The 18,460-nt window shown below is 65.2% G+C and carries 20 protein-coding genes; 1 reads left to right on the top strand and 19 read right to left on the bottom strand.

Annotated elements, in window-relative coordinates; all coding sequences use genetic code 11:
• Positions 1 to 2: 2 nt before the first annotated feature.
• From cheD to VJ673_RS20585, 18 genes are all read right to left on the bottom strand, one after another.
• Positions 3 to 614: a chemoreceptor glutamine deamidase CheD gene (cheD, locus tag VJ673_RS20670; RefSeq protein WP_324128053.1), complete on the bottom strand. Its 612-nt coding sequence runs from the start codon at positions 612 to 614 to the stop codon at positions 3 to 5.
• 6 nt (positions 615 to 620) lie between these two features.
• On the bottom strand, positions 621 to 1,451 hold the full coding sequence (locus VJ673_RS20665; protein ID WP_324128052.1) for a CheR family methyltransferase: 831 nt from the start codon (positions 1,449 to 1,451) through the stop codon (positions 621 to 623).
• A gap of 40 nt (positions 1,452 to 1,491) precedes the next feature.
• On the bottom strand, positions 1,492 to 3,504 hold the full coding sequence (locus VJ673_RS20660; protein ID WP_324128051.1) for a methyl-accepting chemotaxis protein: 2,013 nt from the start codon (positions 3,502 to 3,504) through the stop codon (positions 1,492 to 1,494).
• Between the two features lie 56 nt (positions 3,505 to 3,560).
• A complete protein-coding gene (locus VJ673_RS20655) occupies positions 3,561 to 4,049 on the bottom strand; it encodes a chemotaxis protein CheW (RefSeq protein ID WP_324128050.1) in 489 nt (162 codons plus the stop codon).
• Positions 4,050 to 4,068: 19 nt separating this feature from the next.
• Positions 4,069 to 6,168 carry a chemotaxis protein CheW gene (locus tag VJ673_RS20650; RefSeq protein ID WP_324128049.1) on the bottom strand — a complete coding sequence of 700 codons (2,100 nt, stop codon included), beginning with the start codon at positions 6,166 to 6,168 and terminating at the stop codon, positions 4,069 to 4,071.
• A gap of 24 nt (positions 6,169 to 6,192) precedes the next feature.
• Entirely contained in the window at positions 6,193 to 6,558 is a 366-nt protein-coding gene (locus VJ673_RS20645; RefSeq protein ID WP_324128048.1) for a response regulator, read from the bottom strand.
• A 30-nt stretch (positions 6,559 to 6,588) separates the two neighbouring features.
• Positions 6,589 to 7,824: a methyl-accepting chemotaxis protein gene (locus tag VJ673_RS20640; RefSeq protein WP_324128047.1), complete on the bottom strand. Its 1,236-nt coding sequence runs from the start codon at positions 7,822 to 7,824 to the stop codon at positions 6,589 to 6,591.
• A 338-nt stretch (positions 7,825 to 8,162) separates the two neighbouring features.
• The gene (locus tag VJ673_RS20635) at positions 8,163 to 8,777 is read right to left on the bottom strand and encodes an ANTAR domain-containing response regulator (RefSeq protein ID WP_324128046.1); all 615 of its coding nucleotides are present in this window, start codon (positions 8,775 to 8,777) and stop codon (positions 8,163 to 8,165) included.
• Positions 8,778 to 9,012: 235 nt separating this feature from the next.
• Complete coding sequence (locus VJ673_RS20630) at positions 9,013 to 9,723, bottom strand: ABC transporter ATP-binding protein (protein WP_041657181.1); 711 nt, start codon at positions 9,721 to 9,723, stop codon at positions 9,013 to 9,015.
• Positions 9,723 to 10,553 carry an ABC transporter ATP-binding protein gene (locus tag VJ673_RS20625; protein WP_324128045.1) on the bottom strand — a complete coding sequence of 277 codons (831 nt, stop codon included), beginning with the start codon at positions 10,551 to 10,553 and terminating at the stop codon, positions 9,723 to 9,725. Before VJ673_RS20625 ends, VJ673_RS20630 begins: the two co-directional genes overlap by 1 nt.
• The gene (gene livM, locus VJ673_RS20620; RefSeq protein WP_324128044.1) at positions 10,550 to 11,851 is read right to left on the bottom strand and encodes a high-affinity branched-chain amino acid ABC transporter permease LivM; all 1,302 of its coding nucleotides are present in this window, start codon (positions 11,849 to 11,851) and stop codon (positions 10,550 to 10,552) included. Before livM ends, VJ673_RS20625 begins: the two co-directional genes overlap by 4 nt.
• Complete coding sequence (locus VJ673_RS20615) at positions 11,851 to 12,765, bottom strand: ABC transporter permease subunit (RefSeq protein WP_324128043.1); 915 nt, start codon at positions 12,763 to 12,765, stop codon at positions 11,851 to 11,853. The genes livM and VJ673_RS20615 overlap by 1 nt, the downstream gene beginning before the upstream one ends.
• Positions 12,766 to 12,920: 155 nt before the next feature.
• Complete coding sequence (locus tag VJ673_RS20610; protein WP_324128042.1) at positions 12,921 to 14,015, bottom strand: branched-chain amino acid ABC transporter substrate-binding protein; 1,095 nt, start codon at positions 14,013 to 14,015, stop codon at positions 12,921 to 12,923.
• Entirely contained in the window at positions 14,012 to 14,710 is a 699-nt protein-coding gene (locus VJ673_RS20605) for a GntR family transcriptional regulator (RefSeq protein WP_324128041.1), read from the bottom strand. Before VJ673_RS20605 ends, VJ673_RS20610 begins: the two co-directional genes overlap by 4 nt.
• Positions 14,711 to 14,839: 129 nt before the next feature.
• Positions 14,840 to 15,193, bottom strand: coding sequence for a VanZ family protein (locus tag VJ673_RS20600; RefSeq protein ID WP_324128040.1), 354 nt, complete (start codon positions 15,191 to 15,193; stop codon positions 14,840 to 14,842).
• A 7-nt stretch (positions 15,194 to 15,200) separates the two neighbouring features.
• On the bottom strand, positions 15,201 to 15,416 hold the full coding sequence (locus VJ673_RS20595) for a hypothetical protein (protein ID WP_324128039.1): 216 nt from the start codon (positions 15,414 to 15,416) through the stop codon (positions 15,201 to 15,203).
• 21 nt (positions 15,417 to 15,437) lie between these two features.
• Complete coding sequence (locus VJ673_RS20590) at positions 15,438 to 15,836, bottom strand: thioredoxin family protein (RefSeq protein ID WP_324128038.1); 399 nt, start codon at positions 15,834 to 15,836, stop codon at positions 15,438 to 15,440.
• A gap of 69 nt (positions 15,837 to 15,905) precedes the next feature.
• Positions 15,906 to 16,529 (bottom strand): hypothetical protein, encoded by a 624-nt coding sequence (locus VJ673_RS20585; RefSeq protein WP_324128037.1) that lies wholly within the window; start codon positions 16,527 to 16,529, stop codon positions 15,906 to 15,908.
• 137 nt (positions 16,530 to 16,666) lie between these two features.
• On the opposite strand from VJ673_RS20585, the gene VJ673_RS20580 reads away from it, so the two are divergent.
• Positions 16,667 to 17,818: a PQQ-dependent sugar dehydrogenase gene (locus VJ673_RS20580; RefSeq protein ID WP_324128036.1), complete on the top strand. Its 1,152-nt coding sequence runs from the start codon at positions 16,667 to 16,669 to the stop codon at positions 17,816 to 17,818.
• A 32-nt stretch (positions 17,819 to 17,850) separates the two neighbouring features.
• Here the strand turns inward: VJ673_RS20580 and VJ673_RS20575 are convergent, their stop codons facing one another.
• Positions 17,851 to 18,279, bottom strand: a complete 429-nt coding sequence (locus tag VJ673_RS20575) for an acyl-CoA thioesterase (protein ID WP_324128035.1) — start codon at positions 18,277 to 18,279, stop codon at positions 17,851 to 17,853.
• Positions 18,280 to 18,460: the final 181 nt, after the last annotated feature.

Here is an 18,460-nt window from a genome sequence, read left to right as displayed (position 1 = left end):
GATCAGCTGAAGAGTTCCACGTCGCCGCCGAAGCGCGTACGGGCGAGGCGCGTCTCGTAATCCTCTTCGCGCCGCGCAATCGTGTCGTTGTTGAGGCGGCGCAGTTTCTTCACGAGCACCCGTCCGGTGCGCGGGAAGAAGTACACCTTGCGCGGGCAGTCGTCGAGGAGGTCGCTCGCCGCGACCTTCAGCCCTTCGAGCTTCATGTACTCGGTCGCGAAGCGCGCGTTGCGCTCACCGACGTTGGTCACATTGAAGCCCTTGATCACCCTGCCGCCACCGAAGAGCTTTACCTCGAAGCGCTCGCGTCTCCCACCCCGCTTGACGAGATCGTTGATCAGCACCTCCATCGCATAAGTGCCATAGCGGGCGGCGGACGATACCGGCGTCGGGCCGTCGTTGCGTTCGTGCGGCAGCATGAAGTGGTTCATGCCGCCGATGCCGAGCAGCGGGTCGCGAATGCAGGCGGATACGCAGGAACCCAAAACGGTCACGATGACGATTTCGCGGTCCGTCGTGTGGTAGTCGCCGGGGAGGATCTTGACCGCATCGATGTTGAAGATCGGGTCGAAATACTCGTTGAGGCCGGGCGGAGTCTCAAAGTCGCGCTTCATGATCGCTCAGTGCCGGATGGGCTCGTAGATGGTCTTGCCGCGCAGCCGGAAGAGATCGTGGGCATTGTGGAAGTTCTCCGAGTGGCCGGCGAACAGCAGGCCGTGGGGGGCGAGCAGCGGGACGAAGCGTTCGAGGATGCGCCGCTGCGTCGGCTTGTCGAAATAAATCATCACGTTGCGGCAGAAGATCGCATCCAGCGGCCCTTCGACCGGCCAACGCGGGTCGAGCAGGTTGATCTGATCGAATTCGATCAGGCTCTGCAGTTCGGGCCGCACGCGGGCGAGGCCTTCGTTGCGCCCGGTGCCGCGGTGAAAATGGCGCTTCAGCATCGCCGCAGGGAGCTTTTCGACGCGGTCCAGTGGATAGATGCCGGCCCGCGCGCGCGTCAGCACCTGCGTGTCGAGGTCGGTCGCGAGGATGCGCACCGGGGGCGTCGCAGAGCCGTAAGCGTCCGCGAGCGTGATCGCGAGCGAGTAGGGCTCCTCGCCGGTCGACGCCGCCGCGCACCAGACCCGCAGGCCCTTCGGCCGCTTGCGTGCGATCTCGGCAAGCACAGGGAAATGGTGCGGCTCGCGGAAGAAGGAGGTCAGGTTCGTCGTCAGCGCATTGACGAACTGCTCCCACTCGCGCCCGTCGTCCCGCTCCAGTAGCGCGAGGTAGTCGGCGAAGCGCGTCGTCCCGGTCGCGCGCAATCGTCGCGCGATGCGGCTATAGACCATGTCGCGCTTCTTCTCCGACAGCGAGATGCCGGCGTGATCGTAAATGAGCTGGCGGATGCGCGCGAAATCGCGATCCGTATAGTCGAACTCCCGCTCTTTGTCGATCACTTCCAGCATCGGTCGGTGCACCTCGATTCAGCTTCGGATATCTGCGGAATCAGAACTCGTCCCACTCGTCTTCCGGTCCGCCGGCTGGGAGTGCCGGGACGGGCTTGCGGGTCGACCGAGCCAGCAGGGGCGCCGGGCGGGCGGGGGCACGGGGGGCGGCCGGTGCTGCGGCGCGGCGCAGCACCGCATCCGTCGCGGCTTTCGCCACGTTCATGCCGGCGGCAGCCCTGCCGTCGAGCTTGAAGACGCTCACAGCCTGCGCGAGGTTCTGCGCCTGCTCTTCCAGCGCCTCGGCGGCCGCTGCGGCTTCCTCCACCAGCGCCGCGTTCTGCTGCGTCACCTCGTCCATCTGCGTCACGGCCTGGTTCACCTGCTCGATGCCCGAGCTCTGCTCGATCGACGCCGCCGAGATTTCGCCCATCACGTCGGTGACACGGCGGATCGATCCGACGATCTCGTCCATCGAGGTGCCCGCCTGCTCGACGAGACGCGAGCCCTTCTCGACCTTCTCGACCGAGTCGTCGATCAGCGCCTTGATCTCCTTCGCCGCACCCGCGCTACGCTGCGCGAGGCTGCGCACTTCGGAGGCCACGACCGCGAAGCCACGGCCCTGTTCGCCGGCACGGGCCGCTTCGACCGCCGCGTTCAGCGCGAGGATGTTGGTCTGGAAGGCGATGCCGTCGATCACCGAGATGATGTCGACGATCTTGCGCGACGAGTCATTGATCGAACGCATCGTGCCGACCACTTCGCCGACCACCACGCCTCCCTTGCCCGCGGCTTCACTCGCGCCATTGGCGAGCTGGTTCGCGTGACGCGCATTCTCCGCGTTCTGCTTCACAGTCGAGGTCAGCTCTTCCATGCTGGACGCGGTTTCCTCGAGGCTCGACGCCTGCTCCTCGGTGCGCTGCGACAGGTCCTGGTTGCCCTGCGCGATCTCCTTCGACGCGATGTTGATCGAGTCGACCGAGCTCTTGATCTCGTCGACGAGCTTGCGCAGGTTCTCCACCGTCGTGTTGATCCCTTCGCGCGTCTGGGCGAAGAGACCAGGGTAGTCGTTGTCGACGGTCTGGGTCAGATCGCCGTGGGCCAGCGCGTCGGCCACCTGCATCACGTCGCGCAGCCCCTTGTCGGTGATCTCGGAGAGCAGGTTGAGCTGCTCGGCCAGCGTCAGCATGAAGCCCTTACGGCCTTCGGTCGTGACCGTCACGTCGAACTCGCCGCGTGTCGCAGCCGCTTCGACCAGGATCTGCACCTCGTCGACGGTCGTGCGCAGGCTGTCCTGCATCGTCTTCAGCGACGCGAGCAGACTCGTCGTGTCGCCCTTCCTGACCTGCAGCTCCATCGACAGGTCGCCGTTGGCGATGCGGTGAACGGCTTCCGCGGCGTAGATCGGCTCGCCCCCCAGCTGGCGGGCGATGCTGCGCGAGATCATCAGCGACAGCACGCCGAGCACGAGCAGGATCGGCACGATCATCATCGCGAGCTTGATGACCTGCTGGTGGAATTCGGCCTCCAGGTCGTCGATGTAGATGCCCGAGCCGATGATCCAGTCCCATGGCGTGAAGCCGCGCACGTAGGAAATCTTCGGCACAGGCACCTGAGAGCCCGCCTTGGGCCAGTAATAGTCTACGAAGCCCGAGCCCTGTTCCTTCACGACACGGACGAACTCGACGAAGAGCTGCTTGCCGTTCGGGTCCTTCAATCCCGACATGTCCTTGCCTTCAAGCTCCGCCTTGGCGCCGTGGTAGAGGGTCCGCGGCGTCGTGTCGTTGATCCAGAAATACTCGTCGCCGTCATAGCGCATCTGGCGGATCGTCTCGCCAGCGGCCTTCTGCGCCTCCTCGCGCGTCATCACCCCGTCCTTTTCGAGCTGGTTGAAGTGCACCAGCACCGAGTAGGCCGACTCCACGACGTTGCGGGTCTTGTCCTGCTTGTCCTTGAGCGCCTGGGCCTTGCCCTGCACGAGGAAGACGCCCACGGCGAGGAGCAGGCCGATGACCGCGACGCCGGTGAGCCAGGCGAGGCGCGTGCTGACCTTGAGGGACTGAAGTTTCTTCACTGTGTGTCTCCGGAAAATTGCGAATCCTGGGTTCTTGTCATCCGATCGGAAGGCGCCTAGGCGGCTGCGGCTTCCACGAGTTCCATGTCCTCGCTCGTCATCAGGCGCTCGATGTCGACGACGATGATCATCCGTTCGTCGATGGTCGCGAGGCCGAGCACGAAGCGGGTGTCGACCGTCGCGCCGAACTCGGGCGCGGCCCGCAACTGGTCCTCGGCGAGCGTGATCACATCCGAGACGCCATCGACGACCATGCCGACGACGCGCCCGGCGACGTTGAGAATGATCACGACCGTGAAGGCGTCGTAGGTCGGTTCGCTCAGGCGGAACTTGATCCGCATGTCGACGATCGGCACGATCACGCCGCGCAGGTTGATCACGCCCTTGATGAAGTCGGGTGCATTGACGATGCGGGTCACCGCGTCGTAGCCGCGGATCTCCTGCACCTTGAGGATGTCGATGCCGTACTCCTCGCTGCCTAGCGTGAAGGTCAGCAGTTCGTTCCCGGCATGCGGCGACAGGTCGGACGATGGGTTTGCGGTCATGAGTCTTCCTTGGCTGCGTTCAGGGCCGCGGCGCGAGGGCTGCGATATCGAGGATCAGCGCGACGCGACCGTCGCCCATGATCGTGGCGCCCGCAAAGCCGAGCACCTTGCGGTAGTTCGTTTCCATGCTCTTGATGACGACCTGGTGCTGGCCGAGCAGGCGATCGACGAAGAGCGCGAGCCGCCCGCTGGCGCTCTCGACGATCACGACGATGCCGCGCGTCGGATCGCGCGTTTCCGGCTCCAGGTTGAAACTCTGGTAAAGCGGGACGAGTGGCAGGTATTCGCCGCGCACATGCACCACCTGCCCGGTGCCGGAGATCGTGCGGATGTCGCTCCCAACCGGTTGGAAGGATTCGACGATGTAGGTCAGCGGCACGATGAAGACTTCGCTGCCCACGCCCACCGACATCCCGTCGAGGATCGCCAGCGTCAGCGGCAGGCGGATTGTGACCTTGGTGCCGATCCCCGGCGCGGAGGCGATCTCGACGCGACCGTTGAGCGCATCGATGTTGCGCTTGACGACGTCCATGCCGACGCCGCGCCCGGAGACGTCGGTCACCGTCTCGGCCGTCGAGAAGCCCGGCGCGAAGATCAGCATCCACACGTCCTGGTCACTCATCGCGTCCGGGACCGCCATGCCGCGCTCGCGAGCTTTCGCGAGGAGCTTCTCGCGCCGCAGGCCGGCGCCGTCGTCCTGGACCTCGATCACGATGTTGCCGCCCTGGTGCGCGGCGCGCAGGGTCACCGTGCCGCGCGGGCTCTTGCCGGCGGCGATGCGGCGTTCGGGCAGCTCGATGCCGTGATCGAGACTGTTCCGTACGAGGTGGGTCAGGGGATCGACGATCTTCTCGATCAGGCCCTTGTCGAGTTCGGTCGCCTCGCCCTCAGTCACGAGCGCCACGTCCTTGCCGAGCTGGTTCGCGAGGTCGCGCACGACGCGGGGATAGCGGCTGAACACGAAGGACATCGGCATCATGCGGATCGACATCACCGTGTCCTGCAGGTCGCGCGTGTTGCGCTCCAGCTGTGCCATGCCGTTGAAGAGGCGCTCGGCGATCTCCGGGGCGAGTCCGCCGACCGTCTGCGCGAGCATCGCCTGCGTGATCACCAGTTCGCCGACGAGGTTGATCATGTGATCGACCTTTTCGACGCTGACGCGGATCGACGAGTCGGCGGCCGCCTTGTCCGCCGCCTTCACTGTGGGCTTGCGGGGTTCCGGCGCGGGGGCGGGCGCTGACTGCGCGATTTCTGCGGGGGGTTGGGGCAGCGGCTCGAAGAACCCGTACCCCGGATCCGGGTCTTCCACCACCGGGAGGGCGGTGAAGAAGCCGTATCCCGGATCGGGTTCGGCCGGACAACCGGGGGCGTCGTCGAAGAAGCCGAAGCCGTCGTCGTCCGCCGCCGCTGCAGCGCAAGCCTCGATACCCGCTGCGCCGCCGTGTTCGAGGTGCAGTTCCTCGGGCAGGGCGACGAAGTCGAAGATCTCGCGGATACGTGCCTCATCCGCGCCCGTCGCGACCGTGAAGACGTAGCGGAAGCGCCCCGGCTCGAACTCTTCGGTCAGCAGCGTCGCCTCGCCCAGCCCGGCGAGTTCGGCGAGCAGGTTGGTGGCGGTCTCGCCGCTCGTGCCGACGCCGGTGGCGTTAGGCGTGTAGGTGATGCTGAAGCGGCCCGCGGCGGCGCTGATCGCTTCCGATGCCGGCGCAGCGTCAGCGGCAGTCGTTTGCGTCGTGCTCGCCAGTTCCCGCAGCCGCCGGATGATCGCCTCGGCCGCCGAGGGATCGACATGCGCCGCGTCGCGATGCCCCGCAAGCTGCGCGCTCAGCACGTCGCCCGCCTTCAGGAACACGTCGATCATCTCGGAGGTGGGACCGAGCTCGCGATTGCGGAGCCGATCGAGCAGACTTTCGAGGACGTGCGTGACTTCGGTCAGATCGCCGAAGCCGAAAGTCCCCGCGCCGCCCTTGATCGAATGGGCCGCGCGGAAGATCGCATTCAGGTCATCGGCATCCGGCGCGGCGACGTCGAGCGCGAGCAGCAGGCTCTCCATCGTCGCCAGATGCTCGCCGGCCTCCTCGAAGAAGACCTGGTGGAAGTGCGAGAGATCGGTTTGCATGCGCGCTCGCGATTGGGGTCGGAATCAGCCGATGACCTTGCGGACGACTTCGAGCAGCTTCTGCGGATCGAAGGGCTTCACCAGCCAGCCCGTCGCGCCGGCCGCGCGGCCCTGCGTCTTCATCGCATCGCTCGCTTCGGTCGTCAGCATCAGGATCGGCGTGCTGCGGTACTGGGGCAGCCCGCGCAGCGACTTGATCAGCGTGAGGCCGTCCATCTTCGGCATGTTCTGGTCGGTCAGGACCAGCGAGAACGATTGCGTACGCGCCTTCGCGAGCCCGTCCGCGCCGTCGCCGGCCTCGACCACCGTGTAGCCCGCGCCCTTCAGCGTGAAGGCCACCATGCCGCGGACGGAAGGGGAGTCGTCCACGGTCAGAATCGTCTTGCTCATGCGTTTCTCCTGTTCATTGCGTGCGGGACATCAGAAAAGCTCGATGTCGCCCGCCGCCATTTGCTGTTGTCTGACGGGGCTGCGATTCGAGGCCGCGATGTGCTCGGCCGCCTGATGGATCGCGCCCTTCAGCGCACTCAGGCGATTGCCGAGCGCGCCTTCCATGGCACCCGTATCCGTGCGGATCGCAGCGATGTCGTGCAGCGCGCCGCCGAGCGCCTCGATGCGCTGAGCGATGTGGCCGACCAACTGGGTGGTCAGGTCCTGGAACTGCAGCGAGGTCACCGCGAGGCTGACGTCCTGTTCGACGCGGCTCGCGATATGCGCGAGTTCATCGACGGTGCGCGAGCTTTCGGCGTTCATCCCGGTCAGCGTGGCGAGCATCCCCTGGATGCCGGCCTTCGATTCGAGCGCGAAGTTCATGTCGCGCGCCGCCATGTGGTTGATTTCGGCCTCGGCGCCGCGAATCGAGGCTTTCACCTCGTGCATGTACGCGACGATCTGGTTCGAGAATTCCTTCGAGCGATCGGACAGCCGGCGCACTTCGTCCGCCACGACCGCGAAACCGCGGCCTTCCGCTCCGGCCCGCGCGGCCTCGATCGCCGCATTCAGCGCGAGGAGGTTGGTCTGGTCGGAGATGCCCGTCATCTCGCCGAGTACCGAATGCATCTTCTCGACCTGCATCGAGATGTCCTGCATCTTCTCGACCAGCGAAATACCGATCTTGCTCGTCTCGATCGTCGTATCGACGAACATGCTCATCGTTTCCGACGTCTTCCCGACGAAGGATTCGAAACTCTCGACCCCGCCGGCCTCGTCGTCTTCGGACGAGTGAGCCGGAACGGTCAGCCGCACTGCGAGTGCCTGTTGCTGGGAGAGGTGGTCGTTCATGCCGGAAAAGCTCGACAGCAGCTTTCCGCCCGCGTCGGCGACGAGGCTGCGCACCTGTTCGAGCTCGTCGCGGATGGCGTGGAATTGGTCGTTGAACGCGAGCGAAAACTGTTCGAGCATCGCGTGGGTTTCGCCTTCGAGCCCTGCCATCGCGGCGTCGAGCTCTTTCTGGCTGCGCAGATTGACTTTGGCCTGGCGCTGCAGGGCGAGCAGGGCGATAAGCCCCGACGCAGCCACCGTTCCGATCAGCAGGAGCCATTCTGCGAGGCCCAACAGCAGCCCGAGCGCCCAGGCGGCGACGGCGACCGCAAGGCCGAGTGCGGCAAATGGCAGCACAACGCTGTACATCGGAGACGCGCAGAGGCGGCCGCTCATCGCGCCGCTCGCTGTCGGCTCGTGCGGGCGAAAGGTTCACGCGGCAGCGTGCATGGTGAAGCAAGGGACGGCCTGATCGAGGTCTTCACCGCAAAAGCTCTCCCGCGCACCAGGCGCGACGAAGGGATTTACGGCAGGGATCAGGCCGGTAGTTCGACGCACCCCAGGGGCTGGGAGGTACGCCAGTGATCGAAGGACTGGCAGTTACGGACTTCGCGGGGATAGGGCGAAAGTAATAGCCAACGGCCGCAATTTAGGGCCGCGGCGGAAGCTTGTCAATAAAATGATACAAATCTTCCGTTACACATTTCGCGATTTGTGGCGGAAACGCAAGTCGATCAACGCGGCGCGCTGGCGACGATCGTATTCAAGGTTTCCGTCGCGCCGACGATCATCTCCGCCAGATCCGCGACTCGTCGGCGCTGCGACCGCGCCTCGACGCGCAGGAGTTCGAACGCGGCCGCCTGGCTCAGCTTGTGGCGCTCCATCAGAATGCCGATCGCAATGCTCGTCTCGCGTCCGATCGACAGCGCCGTCGACAGATTCCGCTCCGCTGTACGCAGGCGCGCGAGATCCTGGGCGCGGGCGAGCGCCGCCTGCACCGTCGGGATCAGCTGGGGCACGTTGAGCGGCTTGACGAGATAGCCGAGCGCCCCTTCGTCGATCGCCTTCTGCACCACCTGCGCCTCATCGAGCGCCGACAGGAACATGAAGGGCACGTCGGTTTCCTGCCGCAGCGCCGCCGCCACCTCGGTGCCGCTCAGCCCGGGCAGCATGATGTCGAGGATCGCGAGGTCGGGCTGATGTTCGAGCGCGAGCTGCACGGCCTCGTTGCCGGTCATGGCCTCCAGCAACTCGTAACCGCCGCGCTTCAGGCAGGTCGCGAGCAGGTGGCGCGAGGCCCGGTCATCCTCGGCGATGAGGATCGTGAGTGCTTGCTGTTCGTCCGCCACGATTGCCCGTCCTGAAATTCGGAAGCGCGGATGTTACGACGGATTGAATCAGCGATGGGATCGATCCCATGCCGGCCAGACGGTTTGTTGATCGACGTCAGGACTTCTCGCCGCGGGCGAGCGCGATGCGGCGAAATGCAAGGCCAGAAAGAAACCCGCCGCCAGCGCGAGGAGGCACTGGCGGCGGCTCAGGCGCGTGAGCGCCCGGTGCGATCGAAAACCGCGATGCTTCGGGTCAGTGCCCGCCTTCCAGATAGGCCGCACGCACCTCGGGGCTTGCGAGCAGCTCCTGCCCGCTGCCCGCGAGCACGATCTCGCCGTGCTGCAGCACGTAGCCGCGGTGCGCGACGCGCAGCGCGTGGTGCGCGTTCTGCTCGACGAGCAGCACCGTCATGCCGTGCTCAGTGTTGAGCTCGCGGATGATCTGGAAGATGCGCTTGATGTAGATCGGCGCGAGGCCCAGCGACGGCTCATCGAGCAGCAACAGCTTCGGCCGGCTCATCAGCGCGCGGCCGATTGCGAGCATCTGCTGTTCGCCACCCGAGAGCGTCCCGGCGCGTTGCGCGGCACGCTGCTCGAGGATCGGGAACATCGCGTAGATCCGCTTGATGTCGGCATTGAAGTTCGCCGGATCGGCGAAAGTCGTGCCCATCAAGAGGTTCTCCATCACCGTCATGCGCGAGAAGATGCGCCGGCCTTCCGGCACGATCGCGATCCCGCGGCGCGAGATCTGATGGCTCGGCACGCGCGTGATGTCCTCGCCGTCGAAGACGATGCGGCCCATCGACGCGCCGGGCTTGCCAAAGAGGCTCATCATCAGCGTCGACTTGCCGGCGCCGTTCGCGCCGATCAGCGTCACGATCTCGCCGACCTGCACCTTGACGTCAATCCCGCGCAGCGCGTGGATGTGGCCGTAATGGGCGTGTACGCCCTCCATATGCAGCATCATGCGGCCACCTCCACCGTGGCGGACTCGTCCTCGTCATCCTCGCCGAGATAAGCCTTGATGACGTCGGGGTTGTTGCGGATTTCCTCGGGCGTGCCCTCGGCGATCTTGCGGCCATAGTTCAGCACGCAGATGTGGTCCGAGACCTTCATCACGACGCTCATGTCGTGCTCGATCAGCAGGATCGCGATGCCTTCCTGCTGGCACAGCGACAGCAGCAGCGTATTGAGCTCGGCCGACTCGCGCGGGTTTAGCCCCGCCGCGGGCTCGTCGAGGCACAACAGCACCGGATCCACGCACAGCGCGCGCCCGATCTCGATGCGCCGCTGCGTCCCGTAGGGCAGGTCGCCCGCGGCCACATCGGCGATGTCCTTCAGGCCCAGGCGTTCGAGCCAATGCACGGCGATCCTGAGCGCCTCGGCTTCCGCCTTGCGGTAAGCGGGCAGCTTGAAGATCCCCGCGATCGAGAAGCCCGAGGCCTTCTGCAGGAAGTTGTGCTGCGCGACGATCAGGTTCTCGAGCACCGTCATCTTCGGAAAGAGGCGGATGTTCTGGAAGGTGCGCACGACCTGCGCATCGCGGGCGACGCGGTGGCCGGTCATCGTCTCCAGACGCATCTCGCCCTTCTTCGGATGCGCGAGGCGCACGCTGCCGACGGTCGGCTTGTAGAAGCCCGTCAGGCAGTTGAAGAAGGTCGTCTTGCCGGCGCCGTTCGGGCCGATGATCGCGGTGATCTTGCCCGCGGGCACCGACACCGACAGGTCGTCGATGGCGGTCAGGCCACCAAAACGCATCGTCAGGTTCTCGACGGAGAGCAGGGTCGCGCTCATGCTTTACCTCCCGCGGCAGCAGCCTTGTTGAGACGGATCGTCGGTTCGCGCATCGAGAGCAGACCGCCCGGCCGCCACACCATGATCAGCACCATCGCCGTGCCGAACATCAGCATCCGGTACTCAGAGAAGTTACGGCCCAGTTCCGGCAACAGCACCAGCACGAGGGCCGCGAGCACGACGCCCAACTGGCTGCCCATGCCGCCCAGCACCACGATCGCGAGAATCGTCGCCGACTCGGTGAAGGTGAAGCTCTCAGGCGAGATGAAGCCCTGGCGCGCGGCGAAGAACACGCCCGCAAAACCGCCCAGCATCGCGCCGATGGTGAAGGCCGAGAGCTTCACGTTGGTCACGTTCATGCCCATCGCCTTGCACGCGATCTCGTCCTCGCGCAGCGCCTCCCACGCGCGTCCGACCGGCAGTTTACGCAGCCGCGACACGAACACGTTGGTCAGTAGCGCGAGCACCAGGATCAGGTAGTACAGGAAGATGATCCGGTGCATGCCCGAGAACTCGATGCCGAAGAAGTTCGCGAAGCTCTGCGTGCCTTCAGCCGGGTTGCGCTCGAAGGGCAGGCCGAAGAGCGTCGGACGCGGGATCGAGCCGATGCCGTTGGGGCCGTTCGACAGCTCGGTCCAGTTCACGAGGATCACGCGGATGATCTCGCCGAAGCCCAGCGTCACGATCGCAAGGTAGTCGCCACGCAGGCGCAGCGTCGGATAGCCGAGCAGGATGCCGAAAGTCGCCGCGGCCATACCCGCCACCGGCAGCGCTTCCCAGAAAGTCCAGCCGAAGTGCGAGAAGAGCAGGGCGTAGGTGTAGGCACCGACTGCGTAGAAGGCGACGTAGCCCAGATCGAGCAGACCGGCGAGGCCGACGACGACGTTCAGGCCCCAGCCGAGCATCACGTAGATCAGCACGGTCGTTGCCGTGTCGATCACGTAGCGGTTGTCCGAGAACGCGATCGGCATCGCGACTGCCGCGCCGAGCACCACCCAGCCGATCAGCTTGATCGCCACGGGCGTCCGATCGATCTTGACAGCGCCCGCCTTGGCAGCGCGCCGATTGCGGAACTGGTCCACGATCCAGCGGAAGACGAAGCGTCCGGCGAAAGAGGCGCCGACGAACAGGGCAAGCATGCCGAAGCGGCTCTGCACCGTCAGGGCGCCGCCTTGATCGACCGTCGTCAGACCCACCATCGGAATGCCCAGCAGCAGCGCGACGAAGGCCACCCAGGCGGCGTCCTTGAAGCGTTCGGAGGGGGTGCGCGCGTGGCGCGCGATGATCACGGTGCTCATCAAACCTTCTCCACTTCCGGACGACCGAGGAGTCCGCTGGGGCGGAACATCAGCACGAGGATCAGGATCGCGAAGGTCGCGACGTCCTTGTATTCAGGCGACAGATATGCGGCCCAGAACGATTCGATCAGGCCGATGATCAGCCCGCCGAGCATCGCGCCCGGCAGCGAGCCGATGCCGCCCAGCACCGCCGCCGTGAAGGCCTTGATGCCGGCGACGAAGCCGATGAAGAAATCCACGACGCCGTAGTACACCGTCACCATCACACCGGCGACTGCGGCGAGGGCCGCGCCCAGCATGAAGGTTGCCGAAATCGTGCGGTCGACGTTGATGCCGAGCAGCGCCGTCATCGTGCTGTCCTGCTCGCAGGCGCGCTGCTGACGGCCGAACGCGGTCTGCGTGATGAGGTAGGTGAAGGCCACCATCAGTACGATCGTCACGAGCACGATCATGATCTGCGTCCAGGACACCTGCACCGTGAAGCCACCCGACGTCCACAGCTCGATGCCGCCTTCGATGACGGGCGGAATCGGCTTCACGCGCGCGCCCTGGGTGAGCTGCACCATGTTCTGCAGGAAGATCGACATGCCGATCGCCGAGATCAGCGGCGCGAGGCGGGTCGAGCCGCGCAGCGGCCGGTAGGCCATGCGCTCGACCGCCCAGCCGTAGGCCGAGGTGAAGAAGATCGCGGTGATCAGCACCGCGATGAGCGCCAGCGGCAGCGACGTGACGCCGAGGGCCGCGAGCAGCGTGAAGGCGGTGACCGCGATGAACGCGCTCACCATGAAGATATCGCCGTGGGCGAAGTTGATCATGCCGATGATGCCGTACACCATCGTGTAGCCGATCGCGATCAGGCCGTAGACGGCCCCCAGCGACAAGCCGTTGATGAGCTGTTGCAATGCATATGCCACAGCAGTCTCCTTTGTCGTGTTGCAGAATGCGCCGCGCTTGCCCCGAGGGCTCGGCGAGATGGCCGCGCGATCTCATGCGGAGAGAGTGCGCCGCCGGCCTCGTGGGCCGGCGGCGCGGTAGCCGGGTGGGTCACCCGGCCAATCAGAACAGAGGCTTACTTCGCGTAGTCGTACTGGCCGCCCTTCCACTGATACACGACGAAGCCCGGCTTCTTCTGGTCGCCCTTGGCGTCGAAGGACAGGTCGCCGATGACGGTCTTGAAGGTGTTGCCGCGGATCGTCTTCTCGAGGTCGGCGAACTTCGTGCTCTTGGCCTGGGTCGCAGCTTCCGCGAAGAGCTGGAACGCGGCGTAGGCATACATCACGTAGCCTTCCGGCTTGACGTTCGCAGCTTCGAACTTCTTGACGACCGGAGCCGCGTCCGGGTTCTTGCGCGGATCGGGCGAGAACGTGAACATCACGTTGTCGGCATTGGCGCCGGCCGCGGTGACGAGCTCGGAGTTGGTCATCGTGTCGCCGCCCATCACGGTCAGCTTCAGGCCGGCCTGCTGCGCCTGACGCAGGATCAGCGCGACTTCAGTGTGGTAGCCGCCGTAGGCCAGCACTTCGACGCCAGCCTGCTTGAGCTTGGTGACGATGCCGGAGTAGTCCTTCTCGCCCGCGGTGATCGATTCGCGCAGCGTCGGCTTCACGCCCTTGGCTTCCATCGCCTTCGCCATCTCGTCGGCGAGGCCCTTGCCGTAGGCGCTCTTGTCGTCGAGCACGGCGACCTTCTTGCCCTTGAACTTCTCGGCGATGTAGTTGCCGGCGACCATGCCCTGCTGGTCGTCACGACCCATGATGCGGAAGACGTTCTTCAGGCCGCGCTCGGTGACCTTCGGGTTGGTCGACACCGTCGCCATCGGAATGTCGGCTTCCGAGTAGACTTCGGACGCGGGGATCGTCGAGCTCGAGCACCAGTGGCCGTGCATGAAGACGATCTTCTTGTTGACCATGGAGTTGGCAACCGACACGGCCTGCTTCGGATCGCAGGCGTCGTCGCCGACTTCCAGCTTCAGTTTCTGGCCGAGCACGCCGCCCTTGGCGTTGATGTCGGCGATCGCCATCTCGGCACCCTTGCGGATCTGCTCGCCGGCGGAGGCGTATTCGCCCGTCATCGGGCCGGCGATCGCCACTGCCAGGTCGGCGTGCGCAAGTTGGGTCTGGGCGCCGAGCGCGAGGAATGCGGTGGCGATGAGCGTCTTCTTCATGTGTTTCCTCCGTGGTGTCGATGGTCGTTCAGGTATTGCACGAGCGTCGCCCCCGCATCGAGCACGTGGGCTCGGGTCAGGGACGCCGCAGCGTCGGGGTCGCGCCGCGCGAAGGCATCGAGGATCGCCTGATGTTCGCGCTGCGTCTTGGGCATCTCGGTCTGCGTCGTCATCGCCAGCAGGGCGCGGACGTAGCGCTCGACCTTGTCATAGAGCGCACGGATTTCCGCCAGCAGGATGGGGCGGTCGGCGTCTGCATACAGCGTCGAGTGGAACTGCCAGTTCAACTCGCCCCAGCGTCCGGTATTTTGGGACGCTACGAATTCGGCCAGCTTTTGGCGGGCCTCGGCGAGTCGTTCATCGGTGATGCGCGCCGCGGCGAGGCCGGCTGCACGGGCCTCGAGCAGCGCGCGGATGTCCATGTATTCCGAAATTTCCGCCGACGACAAGCCGGCGACAACGGCACCACGGTTTTTCGAAAAGCTGACCAGTCCTTCCGCCTCGAGCCGCTTGAGCGCTTCGCGCACGGGAATCTTGCTGACGTGAAAGCGCGACGCGATCTCGTCCTGGCGGAGGACTTCTCCGGTGGCGAGCTGGCCCTCGACGATCGCGTCACGCAGTGCTTCGGCGATTTGGTCCGACGCCGACAGACGCATCACGCGCGGAACTTCGAGTTGGTCGAGTGCAGAAGCCATCAAAAAGTATTCTTTAAGATCGTATACGTTATACGTAGAAGCCGCACATTACCGATCCTCAAAAAGGATTACAAGCTGCAGTGCAGCATAGAAAACAGGGAGATACGCGCTCTGAATGGGCGCGAAAGATCAGGCGCGCCGCGAGCGGTTCCAGAGCCGCGCCACGACTGCCGCTGCAGCGACTCCAGCGGCGTCGGCGATCCAGTCGCGCACGTCGCAACTGCGCCACGTGGTGAAGGACTGCGCGACTTCGATGGCCGCGCCGTAGGCGAGGATTCCGACAACGACGGCGTGGAATCGATGTGGCCACGCGGCGGCACCGAGCAGGGTAATGGTGAAGAAGGTCAGTACATGCTCGACCTTGTCCTGCCACGAAACGATCTTGGGCTCGTACGTCGTCGGCAGCAGCGCGACGATAAAGACGGCGACGATCACGGCTACGAAAGCCGACCGTAGCAGTCGAGGGCGTCGGGATGGGGCCATGGTCGGATCAGCTCCCGGGTGCCTTCAGTTCCACCCAGAGCACCCATTGCCCGCACGCGTTGCGCGGACTGCGCAGCGTACCGTGCCAGGGGCCTTCGACGCATTCGCCCTTGTCGTCGTGCTCGTCGTATTCGACCTCGCCGGGAGCGACGCCCGGCCTGCGCTTGCCGCCCCAGCGATTGCAGGAGACGCAGCGTCTGCGGTCGAGGACCTGGGTTGCCATCGCGGTGCGCTGGGCGAGTCGTCAGACCCGATCGGCCGCCATATGGGTGGCGAGTGCGCTGCGGACGTTGCGTTCGCTCTGCCACCGGGCCCGCTCCTCGTTGGCCGACACGTAGGCCTGTGCCTCGGCGTCAGTCAGGGCGGTCAGGGTTTCCAGCGTGCGCTGCAGGATCGCGTGCTGGGGCAGCATCGTGCCGAAGAACATCACCCGGTCGCCGCGCTGGATCAACAGCGTCGGGAAATTCTCGACGTCGAGGTCCGTGATCCACTCCGCTTCGTCCTCGACATCGATCCAGTAGAAGCCTGCATCCGGCCGCTGCGCCGCCAGCGCTTCGAAGCCCGCACGGTACTCGCGGCAGGTGCCGCACCATTCGGCACACAGGCAGATCACGAGGAGATCGGGAAGAGGCGTCGTTTTCATCGGCAGGACGTCGGAGGGGCGCCCGACGAGGCTAACACACTCCGACATCTCGCCCAAATTGCTCCGGGCTCAGCCGGGATGATGCTGGATTCGATATACCTTCGGGTCATCCGCGAATTCGACCAGCACCTTCCTGACCCGTTCCTGCCAGAGCTCGGCGAAGCGTGCGCGGATTTCGGGATCACAGCCGGGATGGAGGCTGCGAGCCATTAGCTCCGGCATCGCGGGATCGGCGGGAATCGACGCCAGGTCCACCTGTGCGTCCGCGACAGCGCCGTTGTCTAGGCGAGAGAAGCGGACCGCCAACGGCTGTTCCGTGGCAAAGTCGAGCAGATTGCGGCGGACAAAGCGCGCCGCCAGTCCTTTGAATCCACCCTCGTGCGCAGCACCGGTGAGTAGCGTCACGACGCCCGCGATCACCCCGGTCACGCCGCTGTCGATGGCGTCGCGAAAGCTGACCTGTACGCCGCCCCGCTCGGGAATGCTGCCGGGGTAGAGCGCCGCGAGCGCGTGGCAAGTGAGCATGTAGGCCGAGGCGACGGTCGGGCAGGAATGTCCCGCAAGCCGCACGGCATCGTCGTAGCGATATTCGAACTGGCCCTTGTCGGCGGCACCGAGAAATTCGGCGAGCGGATCGCGGACGATGAGTCTTCGGACATCGGCGAGGAAGTCGGGTTGTCGTTCGTTGCGCATATGGAGGCTCCGGGGGTAGGCGCACAGAGTCTCAACGAAGCCGCGGCGTGACCTTGATGGCCATCAAAATCGGTCGGGGACTCAATCCACGCCGGGGCAGTCAAAGCTCCTGGAGCTTTGCCTGCGGGAGATGAAAAATGAATGAGCATGTAATAGCCAAGCAGCGCCGCGCGGCGCGCATCGCCGCAATTGCCTTACTTACGCTATGGGGCGGCGCCGCGTCCGCGCAGGAAACCATCCGCACCGAACTTGCCAGCGTGCGCGTGACGCCGGTGGCCTCCGGCCTCGAGATCCCCTGGTCCCTCGCGTTCCTGCCCGATGGGCGGATGCTGGTCAGCGAGCGTCCCGGCAGGCTACGGATCGTCGCACCCGACGGCACCCTCTCCGCACCGCTGCGCGACGTACCGCCCGTGCACGCGGCGGGCCAGGGCGGACTGCTGGACGTGGCCCTCAGCCCGACCTTCGCCTCCGACCATCTCGTCTATCTTTCCTTCTCGCAGCCGACCGAGCACGGAGCGCGCACGGCAGTCGCCCGGGCAACCCTTGATGTGGACGGGCTCGCACTACGGGACGTGCGTGTGATCTTCGCGCAGAACGAGGATCCGCCGGGGCAGCACCATTGGGGCTCGCGCCTCATCTTCGGGCGCGACGGCACGCTGTTCATCACGCTCGGCGAGCGGTTCTTCCTGCGCGACCGAGCCCAGGATCTGGGCAGCCATCTCGGAAAGGTCGTGCGCATTCGCCCCGACGGCAGCGTTCCGCCCGACAACCCCTTCGTCAAACGTCCCGGCGCTGCACCTGAGATCTGGTCCTATGGCCATCGCAACATGCAGGGAGCCGCGCTGCATCCGCAGACCGGAGAGCTGTGGACGCACGAGCACGGCCCTCAAGGTGGAGACGAGGTGAACGTCGACAAAGCCGGGCGAAACTACGGCTGGCCGGTGATCACCTACGGTCGCGAATACGGTACGGGCGCCCGCATCGGCGAAGGCACCGAGCGGCCCGACGTCGAGCCGCCTGTGCACTACTGGGTGCCGTCGATCGCGCCGTCCGGCATGGCCTTCTACACGGCGGATGTCTTCCCGAAGTGGAAGGGGAACCTGTTCGTCGGCGCCCTGAAGGCGCAGACGCTCGTGCGCCTCGAGCTGAAGGACAACCGGGTGGTCCGCGAAGAGCGTTTGTTGGGGGCGTTGAACAGCAGGATTCGCGATGTCAGACAGGGGCCGGACGGGAAGCTCTACTTGCTGGACGAGACCCACGGACGCATCCTGCGTCTCGATCCCGCCTGAACGTCCGCAATATCAGCTTACGGAAAAGGACTTCAGGTCGCCGCCAGCTTACCGATAAAGGCAGGTGGGGCGGCCGTAACTTTTCGCTGACCGTAATCGAAGAACACGATGCCGACCTTGCCGCGTGCAACGTCACGTCCGCTCAGCTTGTCGCGCACGCGGTAGACGAGGTCGCAGCCGTATTTGTTGAAGTCGGAAGCGGCCATGTCGAAGACCAGTGTTTCGCCTTCGAAGGCTTCCGAGAGGTACTGGATTGCGGCATCCGCGACGACGGTGCCGACGCCTTCCACGTTGGTCTGCGTGTAGCCGAGCGCCTTGAAGAAGCGCTGGCGGGCTTCGGAGACGAGTGCCAGCATCTGTGCATTGTCGAGGTGCCCAGCATCATTGATGTGGCTCGAATGGATTGGAAGCTCGGTGGAAAAGGGAAGATGTTCGGGAAGATCGATGCGGATGCGGGCCATGGTGCGACAACCGGTTTTCAGGGGGAGCGTATTTCGTACATCATACCGTTGCCGATCCGGTCCACGACCTTTCGTACCCGCTGTAATGCCGGCTGTCGGCTGGCCTTGACGGAATTTGACCGGGGCGACACGCGGCATGGCGCTTTGTGTCACACTGCATAGGCAAGGATTGACGGGAATG

Source organism: Aromatoleum sp., assembly GCF_035254505.1.
In the GTDB taxonomy this organism is placed as follows: Bacteria; Pseudomonadota; Gammaproteobacteria; order Burkholderiales; family Rhodocyclaceae; genus Aromatoleum.
This window is presented reverse-complemented; position numbering and strand designations above follow the sequence as displayed.

What these genes read in the sequence shown, in the direction of transcription:
- VJ673_RS20665 (WP_324128052.1), bottom strand. Translation starts at nt 1,451, where the DNA reads ATGCTGGAAGTGATCGACAAAGAGCGGGAGTTCGACTATACGGATCGC.
- VJ673_RS20580 (WP_324128036.1), top strand. Translation starts at nt 16,667, where the DNA reads ATGAATGAGCATGTAATAGCCAAGCAGCGCCGCGCGGCGCGCATCGCC.
- VJ673_RS20650 (WP_324128049.1), bottom strand. Translation starts at nt 6,168, where the DNA reads ATGCAAACCGATCTCTCGCACTTCCACCAGGTCTTCTTCGAGGAGGCC.
- VJ673_RS20645 (WP_324128048.1), bottom strand. Translation starts at nt 6,558, where the DNA reads ATGAGCAAGACGATTCTGACCGTGGACGACTCCCCTTCCGTCCGCGGC.
- VJ673_RS20600 (WP_324128040.1), bottom strand. Translation starts at nt 15,193, where the DNA reads ATGGCCCCATCCCGACGCCCTCGACTGCTACGGTCGGCTTTCGTAGCC.
- VJ673_RS20575 (WP_324128035.1), bottom strand. Translation starts at nt 18,279, where the DNA reads ATGGCCCGCATCCGCATCGATCTTCCCGAACATCTTCCCTTTTCCACC.
- VJ673_RS20630 (WP_041657181.1), bottom strand. Translation starts at nt 9,723, where the DNA reads ATGCTGCATATGGAGGGCGTACACGCCCATTACGGCCACATCCACGCG.
- VJ673_RS20590 (WP_324128038.1), bottom strand. Translation starts at nt 15,836, where the DNA reads ATGAAAACGACGCCTCTTCCCGATCTCCTCGTGATCTGCCTGTGTGCC.
- VJ673_RS20595 (WP_324128039.1), bottom strand. Translation starts at nt 15,416, where the DNA reads ATGGCAACCCAGGTCCTCGACCGCAGACGCTGCGTCTCCTGCAATCGC.
- VJ673_RS20640 (WP_324128047.1), bottom strand. Translation starts at nt 7,824, where the DNA reads ATGAGCGGCCGCCTCTGCGCGTCTCCGATGTACAGCGTTGTGCTGCCA.
- VJ673_RS20655 (WP_324128050.1), bottom strand. Translation starts at nt 4,049, where the DNA reads ATGACCGCAAACCCATCGTCCGACCTGTCGCCGCATGCCGGGAACGAA.
- VJ673_RS20605 (WP_324128041.1), bottom strand. Translation starts at nt 14,710, where the DNA reads ATGGCTTCTGCACTCGACCAACTCGAAGTTCCGCGCGTGATGCGTCTG.
- VJ673_RS20585 (WP_324128037.1), bottom strand. Translation starts at nt 16,529, where the DNA reads ATGCGCAACGAACGACAACCCGACTTCCTCGCCGATGTCCGAAGACTC.
- cheD (WP_324128053.1), bottom strand. Translation starts at nt 614, where the DNA reads ATGAAGCGCGACTTTGAGACTCCGCCCGGCCTCAACGAGTATTTCGAC.
- VJ673_RS20610 (WP_324128042.1), bottom strand. Translation starts at nt 14,015, where the DNA reads ATGAAGAAGACGCTCATCGCCACCGCATTCCTCGCGCTCGGCGCCCAG.
- VJ673_RS20625 (WP_324128045.1), bottom strand. Translation starts at nt 10,553, where the DNA reads ATGAGCGCGACCCTGCTCTCCGTCGAGAACCTGACGATGCGTTTTGGT.
- livM (WP_324128044.1), bottom strand. Translation starts at nt 11,851, where the DNA reads ATGAGCACCGTGATCATCGCGCGCCACGCGCGCACCCCCTCCGAACGC.